The following is a 15,213-nucleotide window of genomic DNA, read 5'->3' on the forward strand; positions in this document are numbered from 1 at the left end:
TGCCCGAAAGCGCCGGCGGTGGGTTCAGCATGGCTGCCGGCATCGCTCGCCTGGACGGGGGTCGGCCCTTCTGGGGACGAGCGGCCCTGCACGCCGGCTGGGGAGGAGCCGCCGTGGGGAGCCGCCGTGGGGTGAGGGCCGCTGCGATGTCGGGACCCGTACGTATGTTCGAATGGAGAGGAGAGTCGATGAGCCGGCAGACCATGTCCGAAGCCCTCGTCACACCCGAGCCCGCCGTACGGCGGGACGTGCGCCTGATCCGCGCTGCGCCGTCCCTGTGGAGGGTGCAGGACGCCACCGGCCGGGTCGTCGGGCACCTGCAGGCCGTCGCCCAGGCAGGCGGGACGCGCTTCCGGGCCCGGAGGTATCACCCGGCGTCGCGCGCATTCCGCGATGTGGGCGACTTCTGGAGCGCCGAGGATGCGATCGATTGCCTCCGCCTCGGACGGTGAGGGCATCGCGCCCGCGACTCAGACGACGGCGCCCGCCGCCTCGACGGCCGATGACGGCGCGCCCGCCCGCACGGCCGCCCAGGCATCCGCCAAGAGGCCGGCGGCACGCGTCATCTCGTCCGGCGGCGAGGTGAACGGCACCCGCAGATGCCGGTCATGGCCGCCGTCCACCGAGAACCGCGGCCCTGCGCTCAGCAGCACGCCGCGCGAGCGCGACTCCATCACCAGGGCGGAGCTCAGCGGTGCGCCCAGCTCGATCCACAGTGAGACTCCCCCGTGTGCGACGGGGATGTCCCATGACGGCAGCTGTGCGCCGAGCGCCTGCACGACCGCGTCGCGGCCGGCCTTCAGCAGCTCCGACCGCTGGGCGACCACGTCGTCGAAGCGTGCGAGCAGGTTCGTGGCGAGCGCCTGCTCGAATTCGGGGGTGCCGAGATCGTGTGCGGGTCGCGCCGCGACGAGGCGCCGGATCAGGTCGCCGTCGGCTCGCACCCAGCCCAGCCGCAGCCCGCCCCAGACGGTCTTGCCCAGCGACCCGATCCGCACGACGGTGCCGGGCTCGGACGCCTCGAATCCCGGCGCCACGGCGCCGCGGTCGATGTCCAGATCGGCGGTCGTCTCGTCGAGGACGAGGACGGAGCCCGCGCGCTCGCCCGCGGCAAGGACGGCTGCGCGCTCGAGAGCGGTCATGCTCCGTCCCGTCGGGTTCTGGAAGTCGGGCATGAGGTACGCCATCACGGGCAGAGTCCGGGCGAAAGCCTGCTCGGCCCGGTCCACGTCCCACCCGGCCTCCGTCGTCACGGGGACGCCCACGAGGCGGGCTCCGGCGCGCCTGAGTGCGTCGACCGCGTGGGGATACGTCGGGGTCTCCATGAGGACGCGGTCTCCGCGCCCGACGAGCACAGACGAGACCAGGTGGATCGCGCTCTGCGCGCCCGTGGTGACCAGCACCTCCTGCGGCTGCGTGGGGATCCCCCGTTCGGTGTACCGCCGGGCGATCGCCTCGCGCAGCTCGATGCGTCCGAGCACGTCGTATCCGGCGCGCGAGAGCAGCGCCGACGCGTTCGCGGCGGCCTCGGCCATGATGCCCGCTAGGCCGGGCCAGGCGGGAGGACTGGCCTGCTGCAGGTCGATCATGCCGTCCGCCGCCGCCACCCGCCCGGGGTCGCGGCGCGCGAGCGGGAGCGTCACGCTCCCCGAACCCCGAAGGCTCGAGATGTGTCCGGTGTCACGCAGGCTGCGATACGCCGCCGCCACGGTGCTGCGACTGAGGTGGAGGGCGGCGGCGAGCTCACGCTCGGCCGGAAGCGTCGTTCGAGGGGCCAGGCGGTTGTCGAGGCAGAGGAGACGGATGCCGTCGGCGAGAGCCTCGTAGGCCGGTTCTCGCGAGCGCCACCCGCCGAGCGCCGATGCGAGAGCGCGGGCAGACACGCGGGAGTCCATGGGGCCAGAGTAGCCGCATTGGACTGCATCCGGCACGCCAATCATGCGATTGGATGGCTGTATGCCACGCCGCATCGCCCAGCTCCTCGTCGGCCTGTTCCTCTACGGCGCAGGGTGCGCGCTGACCGTGGAAGCCGGACTCGGGGTGGACCCGTGGACCGTGTTCGCGGAGGGCCTCTCCCTGCGCACCGGCATCGGCATCGGCTGGATCACCAACATCGTCGGGTTCTTCGTGCTCCTGCTGTGGATCCCGCTGCGCCAGCGCCCCGGCGTGGGGACGGTCGCGAACATCCTCCTCGTCGGGACGAGCATGCAGATCGTGCTGGGGGTCGTGCCCCCGATCTCCGGCCTGGCGGCCCAGGTCGCCATGCTCCTCGGCGGCATCCTCGTCGTCGCGCTGGCCTCCGGCCTCTACATCGGGGCGCGCTTCGGCCCCGGCCCGCGGGACGGGCTCATGACGGGCCTGAACGCCCGCCTCGGATGGCCGATCTGGATGTGCCGCGCGCTGGTGGAGCTGTCGGTGCTGGCCGTCGGCTGGCTCCTCGGCGGCACAGTCGGCGTCGGCACGGTGCTGTTCGCGTTCCTGATCGGTCCGCTGGTCCATGTCGCGCTGCCGCTCCTGGACACGAGGAAGCAGCCGACGCCGACCGCCGGGCGATCGGTCTGACGCCCGGCGGTACGACGACCCGGTGCGTGGGCGCCTGCCTCAGTGCTCCCGGAACATCGGCCATTCGCTGCCCGGCGCCATCCTCGCGTGGAGAGCGCTCTTGGCGATCTCCATCGACGGATAGGTGCCCGCGGGGGCGTCTGCGCCGGCCATCGTGACGGTGTAGCCGTCGTCGTCCTTCCGGATGCTTCCGGCGACGCCGGACGCGCCGTAGGCGACCCAGAGGGGGTGGTGCGTCTCCGTGGTGCTCATCGGTGAACTCCTTTCGATGCCTCCGCCCCTGACGCTACGCCGGGCGGCGTCCCAGCGCCAGCGTCGGCGAGGGCGTGGCGCCACCTAGTAGTCTGGGCAGGACCTTTCCCTCCGTAGCTCAGGGGACAGAGCGAGCGGCTTCTACCCGCAAGGTCGGGGGTTCGAATCCTCCCGGAGGGGCACGGGGTCTCGGCGTGGGAGCCGGGACTCGCGTCCAGGCCCGTGGGATGTCTGGACCTTGCACAAGGATGGAGCACATGGTGGGGGCATCCGAGAACGACCGTCTGGTGTGGATCGACTGCGAGATGACGGGGCTCGATCTCGGTGTCGATGAGCTCGTCGAGATCGCCGTCGTCGTGACGGACTTCGAGCTGCGACCACTCGACCCGGGCTTCGCCGTCGTGATCAAGCCCGACGACTCCGCGATGGCGAACATGAACGAGTTCGTCACGAACATGCACCGTACGTCCGGCCTGCTCGATGAGATCCCGCACGGGGTGAGCCTCGCGGACGCCGAGTTCCAGGTCCTCGAGTACATCCAGCGCTTCGTGCCGCTCGAGGGCAAGGCGCCCCTCGCAGGCAACACCATCGGCACCGACCGCATGTTCCTGGCGAAGTACATGCCGCGCGTCGACCGGTGGCTGCACTACCGCAACGTCGACGTGTCCAGCATCAAGGAGCTCGCCCGCCGGTGGTACCCCCGCGCGTACATCCATGCGCCGGCGAAAGAGGGCGGCCACCGGGCGCTCGCCGACATCCTCGAGTCCGTCCGCGAGCTCGCGTACTACCGCCAGGCGGTGTTCGTTCCCGAGCCCGGCCCGACCAGCGACGGAGCCCGCGCGGCGGCCGCCGCCGCCGTGTCGTCGTTTGCCCCAGAGGTGTGAGAGAATCTTCTGGTTGCCCGCGCAGGCGGGAGACATGGTGGGTATAGCTCAGTTGGTAGAGCGCTGGCTTGTGGTGCCGGATGTCGCGGGTTCGAGTCCCGTTACTCACCCCAATTCCTTCGAATGGGGCGCGCGAATCGCGCCCCATTCGCGTCGGAGCGGGGCATCATGATGGAGATGGATGCGGCGACCTTCGAGCAGCTCGTGATCGACGAATTGGACCTCCTCCCCGACGACATGGTGGAGGGGCTCGACAACGTCGTGTTCGTGGTCGAGGACCGCCCCGAGGACGGCAGCCTCGACCTGCTCGGGCTGTACGACGGCTGGGCGCTCACCGAGCGCGAGCGCTACGGCGTCGGAGAGCTGCCCGACCGCATCATCGTGTACCGCGAACCTCATCTGGCGGCGTGCGAGAGCGACGAGGAGCTGCGCAGCGAGGTCCACACCACGCTGGTCCACGAGATCGCGCACTTCTACGGCATCGACGACGACCGCCTCCACGAACTCGGGTGGGCATGATGACGGCGCTGACGACGCCCGGCACCTGGGAGGACACCGACCAGGCCACACGCGTCGATCCCGATGCGCCGTGGCAGACGGTGGTGTGGGATGACCCGGTGAATCTGATGAGCTACGTCACCCACGTGTTCCGCGAGTACTTCGGCCTCGCCCGCGCCGAGGCGGAGCGCCTCATGCTCGCCGTCCACCACGAGGGTCATGCCGTCGTCTCGCAGGGCGCCCGCGAGCAGATGGAGCTGCACGCACAGGCGATGCACGACTACGGGCTGTGGGCCACCGTTCGACGGGCTCCGCTGTGAGCGCGCGGACGGTCGTGATGCAGATCACCCGCCTGGAGGCGGCGCACCTCTCGGGCCTGGTCGGCCAGTTCGCGGACCTGCTCCGCGAGTCGGGACCCGACGACGGCGATCCGGCGATCGCGCGACTGGTGCCGTCCGCGTACTCGGACGACGAGGAGGCCGCACGGGAGTTCCGCGCGCTCACGCAGTCCGATCTGCTGGACCGCCGCAGTGCCGATGCCGCCGTCGTGCTGGCCTCGCTCGGCGAGGCCTCGCAGATCCCCGACGACCCCGAGGACCCGGCGCTCCTGGAAGAGACGGAGATCCGGCTCGATCCGGCCGCCGCCCAAGCCTGGCTGCGCACGCTGGCTGCGGTGAGGCTTGTGCTCGCCACCCGGCTGGGCGTCGCCGAGGCCGATGACCATGATTCCGCCGATCCGCGCTTCGGCATCTACGACTGGCTGGGCTACCGGCTGGACGGACTGGTCGGCGCGCTCGACCCGCACGACTGACCGTTTGCGTCACGGCACGTCGAAGACGTGCGTCGCGAGCCGCATCGGTTCGTTCCGCGTGATGTGCCGCTGCTCCTGGCGGGCCCACCCTTCCCAGTGCGGGCGGAAGGTCTCGCCGTCGCGATCCAGCGCCCGCTGCCGCCGCGATGGCGCGGGCGACTCGAGCCAGACGCGCACGTCACCGAGCTTCGCGCTGGCCGGGGTCAGCAGTCCCGCTCCTTCGACGATCAGCGGCAGCGAGGGGTCCACGGCGTGCGCTTCAGCCGGCTCGCCCGCGGTCCAGTCCCACCGCTGCCACACGCCGATGACGCCGCGCGCATGCGGCGTGAGGATCAGCTGACGGGCGAGTTCCGCGCCCTCCTCCAGCCCGTTCCATCCTGGGTAGATCGAGTCGAGCGCGACGAGCTGCACGCGTCCGCGGAGCGGCCACCGTGCGACGAGGGCGCGAGCCAGCGAGGACTTCCCCGCACCGCTGCGGCCGTCGATGAGCACGACCGGATTGGATGCCGCCACGTCGGCGACCGCCGCCGTGATGCGCGCGACAGCGAGAGCCAGGGAGGAGCCGACCGCGTCCGAGCTACTTCTTGAGGGCGCGGATGACACGGCTGAGCGCGCGACCGGCGAAGAACACGAACGGGACCGCGACGGCCACCAGCGCGACGAGGTTCGGCTCGAACCGCACGTCGTCGCCTCGACGGATGTATGCGCCGACCGGGATGGCCCACCCGCCACCGCCGCCGCCGCCGTTGCCCGCCTCGTCGGATCCGCCGCCGAAGCCGGACCACGTCAGTGCCACCGGGATCAGGCGGACGCCGTCGACGTCCTGCTGCTCGCCGTAGGCGCTCTTCACGCCGAAGGACGCGGACTGCCTGCCGAGTTCGAGTGCGATGTTGGGCATGGCTCCACGCTAGCGGGCGCGGGCCCGCAGGCACAGTCATCACCGCAAGGCCGGTGCGTCACGCTGCCGAGTCGGCCTCGTGTCAGCCGTGGTCGAAACGCGGCGCCGGAGGGCTCGTCGGCACGGATCCGCCGCCCCGCGAGCCCAGCAGCGTCGCGCGCGTGACGGCTCCGCGGCCGAACTTCGCCGTCGCCCCGTCCAGGGCGTCCTCGATGCGCCGCCAGCCCTCGTCGTCGTCCCACAGCGTGGGCGCCGCCACCCCGGCGGGACGGAGCCTCTCGGCGCGCACGCCGATGAGCCGCACCGGAAGCGCGCGTTCCACCGACCCGAACAGCTCGTGCGCGGCATCCCCGATCCGCTGACCGACGGCCGTGGGCTCCGCGAGGGTCTGCGACCGCGAGATCGTCGTGAAGTCCGAGAACCGGACCTTGATCGCCACGGTCGACGCCTCCCACCCGTTCGCCCGCAGGCGCGCGCCCACACGATCCGCGAGCCGCCGCAGCTCCGACCGCAGCACGACGGCGTCGCCGATGTCCTGGTCGAAGGTCTCTTCGTGGCCGACGCTCTTCTCCACCCGCTCGGTGTCGACCTCCCGGGCATCGATCCCGCGGGCGAGATGCCAGACGCGGTCGCCCATCGCGGGCCCGAGCGCGCGGTCGAGGACCTCGCGAGGCGCATCGAGCACGTCTGCGATGGTGCGGATGCCGCGGCCTTCGAGCGCTTCCGAGGCCTTGGGGCCCACGCCCCACAGCGCCCGCACCGACCGCGGGGCGAGGAACGCCTCGGTGTCCGCCGCCGCGACGATCAGCATCCCGTCGGGCTTGCTCAGCGTCGAGGCCATCTTCGCGACGTGCTTGGTCGCGGCGACGCCGACGCTGCACGTGAGCCCCGTCTCGTCCCGCACGCGCTGCCGCAGCATGAGGGCGATGTGCCCCGGACTCCCCCACAGCCGACGCGCCCCGCGCACGTCCAGGAAGGCCTCGTCGATCGACAGCGGCTCGACGAGCGGCGTGATGTCGCGGAAGATCCGCATGACCTGAGACGACACCGCGAGGTACCGCTCGAAGTGAGGCCGCACCACGACGGCGGTCGGGCACAGCCGGAGCGCCTGGCCGACCGGCATGGCCGAGCGCACACCGAAGCGTCGCGCCTCGTACGATGCGCTCGAGACGACGGATCTGCCGTCGGGCGCCCCGACGATGATCGCCTTGCCGATCAGCGACGGGTCGTCGAGCTGCTCGACGGAGGCGTAGAACGCGTCCATGTCGACGTGCAGGATGCCGGTGCCGGAGTCGTCGGCACCATCCGCAGAGACGACTCTGCCGCTCCCGTCGCCACGACCCATGCGTCGATTCTTCCAGCAATCGCGGCACCGCACGCCGGAGCGTGGGTGCGCCGCAGACACCGGCCGCGGGCGCAGCCGGCGTGCTGCGGCGCGGCGCTCAGGCGCCGGTGGCGGCCGCGCGTTCCAGGATCAGCTCACGCACGCGCGCGGCATCCGCCTGCCCCTTCATGGCCTTCATCACGGCGCCGATCACGGCGCCGGCGGCCTGCACCTTGCCGTCGCGGATCTTCTCCAGCACGTCGGGCTGTGCGGCCAGTGCGTCGTCGATGGCGGCGATGAGCGCGCCGTCGTCCGAGACGACCGCGAGTCCGCGCTTGTCGACGACCTCCTGCGGCGAGCCCTCACCGGCGATGACGCCCTCGAGCACCTGGCGGGCGAGCTTGTCGGTGAGTGTGCCCGCGTCCACCAGCGCCTGCAGGGCGGCGACCTGGGCGGGGGTGACGAGCTCGGCGGGCTCGCGGTTCTCCGCGTTCGCGATACGGCTGATCTCGCTCATCCACCATTTGCGGGCGGCAGCAGGCGACGCACCGGCCGCCACGGTCGCCTCGACCTCGGCCAGGAGCCCGGCGTTCACGACACCCTGGAAGTCGATGTCGTTGAAGCCCCACTCCCCCTTCAGACGCCGGCGACGGGCGGCCGGCGGTTCGGGCAGCGCCGCGCGGAGCTGCTCGATGAGCTCGGGTGCCGGGGCGACCGGGAGCAGGTCCGGCTCCGGGAAGTACCGGTAGTCGTCGGCATCCGACTTGGGCCGACCAGGCGAGGTCGTGCCGGTGTCCTCGTGCCAGTGGCGGGTCTCCTGCGTGATCGTTCCGCCGGCCGCGAGGATCGCCGCCTGCCGCTGGATCTCGTAGCGCACCGCGCGCTCGACCGAGCGCATGGAGTTGACGTTCTTCGTCTCGGTGCGGGTGCCGAGCTTCTCCTGGCCACGGGGCCGCAGCGACACGTTCGCGTCGCACCGCAGGTTGCCGCGCTCCATCCGCGCCTCCGAGATGCCCAGGCCGATCACGATGTCGCGGATCGTCTGCACGTACGCCTTCGCCACCTCCGGCGCGCGGTGCTCGGCGCCGAAGATCGGCTTGGTGACGATCTCGACGAGCGGGACGCCGGCGCGGTTGTAGTCCACGAGCGAGTACTCCGCGCCCTGAATGCGACCGGTGGCGCCGCCGACGTGCGTCAGCTTGCCGGCATCCTCCTCCATGTGCGCCCGTTCGATGGGCACCTCGACGACCGTGCCGTCGGCCAGCTCGATCTCGACCTGCCCCTCGAACGCGATCGGCTCGTCGTACTGGGAGATCTGGTAGTTCTTGCCGAGGTCGGGGTAGAAGTAGTTCTTCCGCGCGAACCGGCTGGACGGTGCGATCGAGCAGCCGAGCGCGAGACCCAGGCTGATCGAGTACCGCACCGCAGTCTCGTTCACGACAGGGAGCGAGCCGGGCAGGCCCATGTCCACCGGCGCCACGAGCGTGTTCGGCTCGGCGCCGTGGTTGGCGGAGTTCGCCGGGTTCGCCGCGCCGGAGAACATCTTGGTCTCGGTGTTGAGCTCGACGTGCACCTCGAATCCGAGCACCGGCTCGAAGAGTTCGAGCGCCTTGTCGAAGTCCATCAGCTTGTCCTTCGCCATCAGCGGGCTCCTCCGTTCACACCGAGCGCGGGCGCCCTGTCGAGGAGCTGACCGCCCCATGAGTCGACGAGCAGGGCCTCCAGCGCCGCGCCGACGCGGTACAGGCGCGCGTCCTCGTAGGCGGGGGCCAGGAACTGGATGCCGACCGGCAGGCCGTCCTCGGGGGCCAGGCCGGACGGGATCGAGATGCCCGGGACGCCGGCGAGGTTGGCGGGGATGGTGGTGACGTCGTTGAGGTACATCTGCAGCGGGTCGTCGATCTTCTCGCCGAGCTTGAAGGCGGTGGTCGGAGCGGACGGCGTGGCGATGACGTCGACCTGCGAGAACGCCTCGGCGAAGTCGCCCTGGATGAGGGTCCGCACCTTCTGCGCCGATCCGTAGTACGCGTCGTAGTACCCCGCGGAGAGGGCGTAGGTGCCGAGGATGACGCGACGCTTCACCTCGTCGCCGAAGCCGGCGTCGCGGGTCGCGGCCATGACATCCTCGACCGTGCCGCCCGGCACGTCGACGCGGAGCCCGAAGCGCACCGAGTCGAACTTGGCGAGGTTGCTGGACGCCTCGGCCGGGAGGATCAGGTAGTACGCGGCGACCCCGTACTCGAAGTGCGGTGCGCTGATGTCGACGATCTCGGCGCCCTGCGCCTCCATCGCCGCCAGCGCGGACCGGAAGGACTCCGAGACGCCGGCCTGGAAGCCACTGTCGGGCAACTCCCGGATGACGCCGACCTTGAGTCCCTTGAGGACGTCGCCGCTCGCGCCTTCCCGCGCGGCCGCGGCGAACGACGGCCACTCGTGCGCGAGCGAGGTGGAGTCGTGCGGGTCGTGGCCGCCGATCACGTCATGAAGGAGTCCGGCGTCGAGCACCGTGCGGGTGACGGGACCGACCTGGTCCAGGCTCGAGGCGAGGGCGATGGCACCGTACCGGCTCACGCCCCCGTAGGTGGGCTTGATCCCCACCGTCCCCGTGACGTGCGCCGGCTGACGGATCGATCCGCCCGTGTCGGAGCCGAGCGCGAGCGGCGCCTCGAAGGCGGCGACAGCCGCGGCCGAGCCACCGCCGGAGCCGCCGGGGATGCGGTCGAGGTCCCACGGATTGCGGGTCGGTCCATACGCCGAGTGCTCGGTCGAGGACCCCATGGCGAACTCGTCCATGTTCGTCTTGCCGAGCGGGACGAGTCCGGCGGCGCGGGACCGTGCGACGACGGTGGCGTCGTACGGCGACATGTACCCCTCGAGGATTTTCGATCCGCTGGTGGAGGGCATGTCGGTCGTGACCAGCACGTCCTTGATCGCGAGCGGCACGCCCGCGAGCGGGCCGAGCTCCTCGCCGGAGGCGCGACGGCGGTCGACGTCGGCGGCGACGTCGAGCGCGCGCGCGTTGACGTGCAGGAAGGCGTGGATGTCGGCATCCACCGCGGCGATGCGGTCGAGGTGGGCCTGCGTCGCCTCGACGCTGGAGACCTCGCCGGCGGTGAGCTTGTCTGCGAGCGCGGCGGCGCTCAGCTTCGTGAGATCGGTCACGGGGGCCCCTTACTGCTCTTCGCCGAGGATCGCGGTGACGCGGAAGCGGCCGTCGGCGGCATCCGGTGCGTTCTGGAGCACCTGCGCGCGGGTCAGCTGCTCACCGGCAACGTCCGAGCGGAACACGTTCTGCAGCGCGATCGGGTGGCTGGTGGCGGGGACGTCGGGGGTGGCGACCTCGGAGACCTTGGCGATGTTGTCGACGATCGCGTCGAGCTGCCCTGTCAGGCGCCCGACCTCCTCGTCGCTGAGCTGGATCCGGGCGAGCACACCGAGATGGCGCACGAGATCGGGGGTGATTTCAGACACCCCCACAGCCTACCGGGGCCGCACCCCCGGCCCGTGGCGCGTGCGGCGTAGGCTGAGCGCGTGACGACGTACGACCCGCCTCGCCCCTGGATCGCCAGCTATGCGGAGGGGGTTCCGGAGGACCTCGCTCCCGTGACCGGATCGCTCGTGGACATCGTCGACGCGTCGGCGCGGGACTATCCGGATGCCGCGGCCCTGCAGTTCTTCGGTCGCGAGACGTCGTACCGCTCCCTCCACGAGCAGATCGAGCGCGCGGCCGCGGGGCTGCGCGACCTCGGCGTGAAGGCCGGAGACCCGGTCGCGATCGTGCTGCCCAACTGCCCCCAGCACATCGTCGCCTTCTACGCGATCCTGCGACTCGGGGCCGTCGTCGTCGAGCACAATCCGCTCTACACGCCGCGCGAGCTGCGCAAGCAGTTCGAGGACCACGGCGCCAAGCACGCCATCGTGTGGACCAAGGTCGTCAAGACCGTGCAGGAGTTCCCCGCCGACGTCGCTGTGTCGAACCTGATCTCGGTGGACGTCGTCAAGGCGATGCCGCTGCGCATGCGCGTCGCCCTGACGCTTCCCATAGCCAAGGCCCGCGAGGCGCGGGGGGCGCTCGCCGAGCGCGTCTCGGGCACCGTGCCGTGGGCGCAGGTCGTGGGCGCGTCGCCGCTGCCCGCATCGCACCCGCGCCCGGGCACCGACGACCTCGCCCTGATCCAGTACACCAGCGGCACGACGGGCGCACCCAAGGGCGCGGCGCTGACCCATCGGAACCTCCTGTCCAACGCGGCGCAGGCCCAGGCGTGGGTGCCGTCGATCGTGCGGGGCGACGGATGCGTCGTCTACGCGGTCCTGCCGATGTTCCACGCGTACGGGCTCACGCTGTGCCTGACCTTCGCGATGTCCATGGGCGCGCGTCTCGTGCTGTTCCCGCGCTTCGACCCCGACATGGTGCTCGAGGTCACGAAGAAGCATCCCGCGACGTTCCTCCCGCTGGTGCCGCCCATCGCGGACCGCCTGCTCGCGGCGGCGCGCGAGAAGGGCGTCTCGCTCGCGGGCACGCAGGTCGCGATCTCGGGGGCGATGGCGCTGCCGCATGAGCTCGTGGTCCCGTTCGAGGAGGCATCCGGCGGCTATCTCGTCGAAGGCTACGGTCTCAGCGAGTGCTCGCCCGTGCTCATGGCGAACCCCGTCGCCGAGAACCGCGTGCCGGGGACCGTCGGCCTTCCGCTGCCCGGCACCGAGTGCCGGGTCGTGGACCCGGATGACCCGACGGCCGACGTCCCCGCAGGCGAGCGGGGCGAGCTCGTCGTCCGCGGCCCGCAGGTCTTCAGCGGCTACTACGGCAAGCCGGAGGAGACCGAGGCCGTCTTCGCCGACGGCTGGTTCCGCACCGGCGACATCGTCACCATCGACGACGCCGGATTCGTGCGCATCGTGGACCGCATCAAGGAGCTCATCATCACCGGCGGGTTCAACGTCGCCCCGACCGAGGTGGAGAACGCGCTGCGGCAGCACCCGCAGATCGAGGATGCCGCCGTCGTGGGCCTTCCCAGCGACCACTCCGGCGAGGAGGTCGTCGCGGCGGTGGTGGCCGCGCCCGGTCAGGAGGTCGACGTGGACGCCGTGCGCGAGTTCGCCCGCGGCATCCTCACGCCCTACAAGGTGCCGCGCCGCGTCTTCGTGGTCGATGAGCTGCCGAAGTCGCTGATCGGCAAGGTCCTCCGCCGTCAGGTGCGCGAACGCCTGCTGGCACTCAACAGCGGCTCCTGATCAGCAGGGGTCGGTCTCCGTCGCCCCCAGATCCGCCGTCAGCCGGCGAGGCCGTCCCGCGCCACTGCGACGCGATAGGGGTGGAGCGTCGCAAGGAACACTCCCCCCGAGATCCCTGGGTCGGCAGCCATGACCGCCCGGGCGGCCTGCTCGTCGTCGGCCTCGAAGATCGTGACGCCGAACGTCCCCTCGTCCTCCTGCGTGCGCCCGGCGAGGATCAGGATGCCGCGGTCGCGCAGGTCGACCAGATACGCGAAGTGGTCCGCGACGATGCGCTGCTCGTCGTCGGTCGCGTCGGCGACCATCTCCGGTCGGGAGGGCACGATGCGGTAGAGCCACTGGGCCATGGCGCCATCATGCCCTCATCCGGCATCCGGGGCGAGCGGCTCCAGCGCCTCGGGCCCCTGGGTGACGAGCACGTGGAACTGCGCGGCGTCGAGGATCCGGATGCCGAGCTCCTCGGCCTTGGCCAGCTTGGAGCCTGCGCCGGGACCCGCCGCGACGAAGTCGGTCTTCTTCGACACGCTGGAGGCGGCCTTCCCGCCGGCCTGGATGATGGCCTCCTGCGCTCCCTCACGCGTGTACCCCTCCAGTGAGCCGGTGGCGACCACGGTGAGACCGTCGAGCACCCCGCCGCCGGCCACCGCGCCGCCGGGCCCGGGGTGACCGGGCGTGGCCAGCCGCGCGCCCGCTGCTTCCCAGCGCTCCACGATCTCGCGATGCCAATCCACGGCGAACCAGTCGCTCAGCGAGTCGGCGATGATGCCGCCGACGCCCTCGACCCCCGCGAGCTCATCGCGCGACGCCGCGCGGATGGCCGCCACCGAGCCGAACCACTGGGCGAGAGCGCGCGCGGCGACGGGACCGACGTGCCGGATGTTCAGTGCGACGAGGAATCGCCAGAGCTCCTTGGTCTTCGCCCGCTCGAGCTGATCGAGCAGGGTCAGGGCCTGCGCCGAGGGCTGCGGGCCGGTCAGGCCCGCCTTCTTCTCGGCCGCCGAGGGGTTGCGGCGGAACGGCGCCCGCCGCACGAGCTCGCCGGTCTTCTCGTCGATGCGGGGCTCGCCCGTCTCGGCGTCGCGCACCACGACCTCGATCGGCACGAGCTGATCGAGGGTGAGGTCGAACAGGCTCGCCTCGGTGTCGAGCGGGGGCTCCTCGGGCACCGAGGGCTGCGTGAGGGCCGCCGCGGTCACCTCGCCCAGCGCCTCGATGTCGAGGGCGCCGCGCGAGCCGATGTGCTCGACCCGGCCCCGCACCTGCGCCGGGCAGGCGCGGGTGTTGGGGCACCGCAGATCGATGTCGCCCTCCTTGGCCGGCGCGAGCGGCGATCCGCACTCCGGGCAGTGGGCGGGCATCACGAACTCGCGCTCGGAGCCGTCGCGCAGCTCGACGACGGGGCCGAGGACCTCGGGGATGACGTCGCCGGCCTTGCGCAGCACGACGGTGTCGCCGATGAGCACGCCCTTGGCGCGCACCACGTCCTGATTGTGCAGCGTCGCCTGTCGCACCACGGATCCGGCGACGCGTGCGGGCGCCATGACCGCGAACGGGGTGGCGCGCCCGGTGCGCCCCACCGACACGACGATGTCGAGCAGCTTCGTGTTCACCTGCTCGGGCGGGTACTTGTACGCGATCGCCCAGCGGGGCGCACGGCTCGTCGCGCCCAGCTCGTCATGCAGCGCGAGCTCGTCGACCTTGACCACGACCCCGTCGATCTCGTGCTCCACGTCGTGGCGGTGCTCACCGTAGTGGGCGACGAAGTCGAGCACCCCGTCGACGTCGTCGGCGGTGCGGAAGTACGGGCTCGCGGGCAGGCCCCACGCGGCCAGGAGGGCGTACGTCTCGCTCTGCGAGCCGACCGGCGGGTCGCTCCACGCGCCGATGCCGTGGACGAAGAGGCGCAGGGAGTCCAGCCTCGCCTGACGGGCCTCGCGCTCGAGGCCGTCCTTCTTGTCGAGCTGCTGGCGGAGCCCGCCGGAGGCGGCGTTGCGGGGATTGGCGAACGAGGGGAAGCGACGCTCCGCGCTGATGCGCGCCTTGGCCTCGTCGAAAGCCCGGCTTCGGGCGCGCGTCTCGCCGACGGCGCGATCGCGCATCTCGGCCTGCAGCGCGTTGAGCCGCTCGAAGGCGGCAACGGGGATGAACACCTCGCCGCGGACCTCCACGAGGTCGGGGTGCCCGGTGCCGGCAAGGCGGTGCGGGATGCCGGCGACACGCGCCGCGTTCATCGTGACGTCCTCGCCGATCCGGCCGTCGCCGCGGGTGGCGGCGGAGGTGAGCACTCCGCGCTCGTACCGGAGGCTGATGGCGAGCCCGTCGATCTTGAGCTCGGTGAGCCACCGCACCCTGCGCCCGGCGGCCGCTTCGGTCTTGACGCACCAGTCGTGCAGCTCGTCGGGACTGAAGACGTTGTCGAGGCTCAGCATGCGCTCCGCGTGCTCGACCGGGGCGAACATCGAGCTCTCGGCCGCGCCCACCGTCTGCGTGGGCGAGTCCTGCCCCTGCAGCTCGGGGTGCATGTGCTCGATCTCTTCGAGGCGCCGCATCCAGGCGTCGTACGTCGCGTCGTCGACGATCTCGGCGTTGCGGCCGTAGTACGCGTCCCGCGCGTCGAGGATGCGATCCGTCAGTTCCTGGGCTTCGGCTCGCGCGGCCTCGAGACCGGCGTCTGCGGGAAGTACGGCATCCGTCACCCCGTCAGTCTAGGAGTGGGGTCCGACAGCACGAGGTGCTTGCGGATCTTCCGCCG

General features: G+C 71.5%; 17 protein-coding genes and 2 tRNA genes. 9 read left to right on the forward strand and 10 right to left on the reverse strand.

Annotated features, from left to right (window positions below):
• Positions 1-188 precede the first annotated feature (188 nt).
• On the forward strand, positions 189-452 hold the full coding sequence (locus ACFRAL_RS07090) for a hypothetical protein (protein WP_378881152.1): 264 nt from the start codon (positions 189-191) through the stop codon (positions 450-452).
• 18 nt (positions 453-470) lie between these two features.
• On the opposite strand, the gene ACFRAL_RS07095 is transcribed toward ACFRAL_RS07090, so the two are convergent.
• Positions 471-1,895: a PLP-dependent aminotransferase family protein gene (locus tag ACFRAL_RS07095; protein ID WP_378881155.1), complete on the reverse strand. Its 1,425-nt coding sequence runs from the start codon at positions 1,893-1,895 to the stop codon at positions 471-473.
• A gap of 61 nt (positions 1,896-1,956) precedes the next feature.
• On the opposite strand from ACFRAL_RS07095, the gene ACFRAL_RS07100 reads away from it, so the two are divergent.
• Complete coding sequence (locus tag ACFRAL_RS07100) at positions 1,957-2,562, forward strand: YitT family protein (protein WP_378881156.1); 606 nt, start codon at positions 1,957-1,959, stop codon at positions 2,560-2,562.
• A 39-nt stretch (positions 2,563-2,601) separates the two neighbouring features.
• On the opposite strand, the gene ACFRAL_RS07105 is transcribed toward ACFRAL_RS07100, so the two are convergent.
• Positions 2,602-2,814, reverse strand: a complete 213-nt coding sequence (locus ACFRAL_RS07105; protein ID WP_378881159.1) for a methyltransferase — start codon at positions 2,812-2,814, stop codon at positions 2,602-2,604.
• A 107-nt stretch (positions 2,815-2,921) separates the two neighbouring features.
• On the opposite strand from ACFRAL_RS07105, the gene ACFRAL_RS07110 reads away from it, so the two are divergent.
• The 6 genes from ACFRAL_RS07110 (at position 2,922) to ACFRAL_RS07135 (ending at position 5,007) form a co-directional block, all read left to right on the forward strand.
• A tRNA-Arg gene (locus tag ACFRAL_RS07110) sits at positions 2,922-2,994 on the forward strand.
• 77 nt (positions 2,995-3,071) lie between these two features.
• Positions 3,072-3,698, forward strand: a complete 627-nt coding sequence (gene orn / locus ACFRAL_RS07115) for an oligoribonuclease (protein ID WP_336396973.1) — start codon at positions 3,072-3,074, stop codon at positions 3,696-3,698.
• Between the two features lie 37 nt (positions 3,699-3,735).
• Positions 3,736-3,811 (forward strand) — tRNA-His (locus ACFRAL_RS07120).
• Positions 3,812-3,866: 55 nt separating this feature from the next.
• Positions 3,867-4,217 carry a metallopeptidase family protein gene (locus ACFRAL_RS07125; RefSeq protein WP_336396972.1) on the forward strand — a complete coding sequence of 117 codons (351 nt, stop codon included), beginning with the start codon at positions 3,867-3,869 and terminating at the stop codon, positions 4,215-4,217.
• A complete protein-coding gene (gene clpS, locus ACFRAL_RS07130) occupies positions 4,208-4,516 on the forward strand; it encodes an ATP-dependent Clp protease adapter ClpS (protein WP_378881163.1) in 309 nt (102 codons plus the stop codon). The genes ACFRAL_RS07125 and clpS overlap by 10 nt, the downstream gene beginning before the upstream one ends.
• Positions 4,513-5,007, forward strand: a complete 495-nt coding sequence (locus ACFRAL_RS07135) for a DUF2017 family protein (protein WP_378881166.1) — start codon at positions 4,513-4,515, stop codon at positions 5,005-5,007. The genes clpS and ACFRAL_RS07135 overlap by 4 nt, the downstream gene beginning before the upstream one ends.
• A 9-nt stretch (positions 5,008-5,016) precedes the next feature.
• Here ACFRAL_RS07135 and ACFRAL_RS07140 read toward each other — a convergent pair whose 3' ends face one another.
• The 6 genes from ACFRAL_RS07140 to gatC form a co-directional block, all read right to left on the reverse strand.
• Entirely contained in the window at positions 5,017-5,610 is a 594-nt protein-coding gene (locus ACFRAL_RS07140) for a hypothetical protein (protein ID WP_378881169.1), read from the reverse strand.
• The gene (locus tag ACFRAL_RS07145) at positions 5,585-5,905 is read right to left on the reverse strand and encodes a hypothetical protein (protein ID WP_336396969.1); all 321 of its coding nucleotides are present in this window, start codon (positions 5,903-5,905) and stop codon (positions 5,585-5,587) included. Before ACFRAL_RS07145 ends, ACFRAL_RS07140 begins: the two co-directional genes overlap by 26 nt.
• Positions 5,906-5,987: 82 nt before the next feature.
• Entirely contained in the window at positions 5,988-7,250 is a 1,263-nt protein-coding gene (locus ACFRAL_RS07150) for a DNA polymerase IV (protein WP_378881172.1), read from the reverse strand.
• Between the two features lie 97 nt (positions 7,251-7,347).
• A complete protein-coding gene (gene gatB / locus ACFRAL_RS07155) occupies positions 7,348-8,871 on the reverse strand; it encodes an Asp-tRNA(Asn)/Glu-tRNA(Gln) amidotransferase subunit GatB (RefSeq protein ID WP_378881175.1) in 1,524 nt (507 codons plus the stop codon).
• Positions 8,871-10,391: an Asp-tRNA(Asn)/Glu-tRNA(Gln) amidotransferase subunit GatA gene (gatA, locus tag ACFRAL_RS07160; protein ID WP_378881178.1), complete on the reverse strand. Its 1,521-nt coding sequence runs from the start codon at positions 10,389-10,391 to the stop codon at positions 8,871-8,873. The genes gatB and gatA overlap by 1 nt, the downstream gene beginning before the upstream one ends.
• A 9-nt stretch (positions 10,392-10,400) precedes the next feature.
• Positions 10,401-10,700, reverse strand: a complete 300-nt coding sequence (gene gatC, locus ACFRAL_RS07165; RefSeq protein WP_336396965.1) for an Asp-tRNA(Asn)/Glu-tRNA(Gln) amidotransferase subunit GatC — start codon at positions 10,698-10,700, stop codon at positions 10,401-10,403.
• A gap of 60 nt (positions 10,701-10,760) precedes the next feature.
• On the opposite strand from gatC, the gene ACFRAL_RS07170 reads away from it, so the two are divergent.
• The gene (locus tag ACFRAL_RS07170; protein WP_378881182.1) at positions 10,761-12,461 is read left to right on the forward strand and encodes a long-chain-fatty-acid--CoA ligase; all 1,701 of its coding nucleotides are present in this window, start codon (positions 10,761-10,763) and stop codon (positions 12,459-12,461) included.
• A gap of 38 nt (positions 12,462-12,499) precedes the next feature.
• Here the strand turns inward: ACFRAL_RS07170 and ACFRAL_RS07175 are convergent, their stop codons facing one another.
• Both ACFRAL_RS07175 and ligA read right to left on the reverse strand, forming a co-directional pair.
• On the reverse strand, positions 12,500-12,808 hold the full coding sequence (locus ACFRAL_RS07175; protein ID WP_378881185.1) for a YciI family protein: 309 nt from the start codon (positions 12,806-12,808) through the stop codon (positions 12,500-12,502).
• Positions 12,809-12,823: 15 nt separating this feature from the next.
• A complete protein-coding gene (gene ligA / locus ACFRAL_RS07180) occupies positions 12,824-15,157 on the reverse strand; it encodes an NAD-dependent DNA ligase LigA (protein WP_378881188.1) in 2,334 nt (777 codons plus the stop codon).
• Positions 15,158-15,213 lie beyond the last annotated feature (56 nt).

Source organism: Microbacterium sp. NPDC056736 (assembly GCF_042790415.1).
In the GTDB taxonomy this organism is placed as follows: Bacteria; Actinomycetota; Actinomycetes; order Actinomycetales; family Microbacteriaceae; genus Microbacterium.

What these genes read in the sequence shown, in the direction of transcription:
- ACFRAL_RS07090 (WP_378881152.1), top strand. Translation starts at nt 189, where the DNA reads ATGAGCCGGCAGACCATGTCCGAAGCCCTCGTCACACCCGAGCCCGCC.
- ACFRAL_RS07095 (WP_378881155.1), bottom strand. Translation starts at nt 1,895, where the DNA reads ATGGACTCCCGCGTGTCTGCCCGCGCTCTCGCATCGGCGCTCGGCGGG.
- ACFRAL_RS07100 (WP_378881156.1), top strand. Translation starts at nt 1,957, where the DNA reads ATGCCACGCCGCATCGCCCAGCTCCTCGTCGGCCTGTTCCTCTACGGC.
- ACFRAL_RS07105 (WP_378881159.1), bottom strand. Translation starts at nt 2,814, where the DNA reads ATGAGCACCACGGAGACGCACCACCCCCTCTGGGTCGCCTACGGCGCG.
- orn (WP_336396973.1), top strand. Translation starts at nt 3,072, where the DNA reads ATGGTGGGGGCATCCGAGAACGACCGTCTGGTGTGGATCGACTGCGAG.
- ACFRAL_RS07125 (WP_336396972.1), top strand. Translation starts at nt 3,867, where the DNA reads ATGATGGAGATGGATGCGGCGACCTTCGAGCAGCTCGTGATCGACGAA.
- ACFRAL_RS07145 (WP_336396969.1), bottom strand. Translation starts at nt 5,905, where the DNA reads ATGCCCAACATCGCACTCGAACTCGGCAGGCAGTCCGCGTCCTTCGGC.
- ACFRAL_RS07150 (WP_378881172.1), bottom strand. Translation starts at nt 7,250, where the DNA reads ATGGGTCGTGGCGACGGGAGCGGCAGAGTCGTCTCTGCGGATGGTGCC.
- gatB (WP_378881175.1), bottom strand. Translation starts at nt 8,871, where the DNA reads ATGGCGAAGGACAAGCTGATGGACTTCGACAAGGCGCTCGAACTCTTC.
- ACFRAL_RS07175 (WP_378881185.1), bottom strand. Translation starts at nt 12,808, where the DNA reads ATGGCCCAGTGGCTCTACCGCATCGTGCCCTCCCGACCGGAGATGGTC.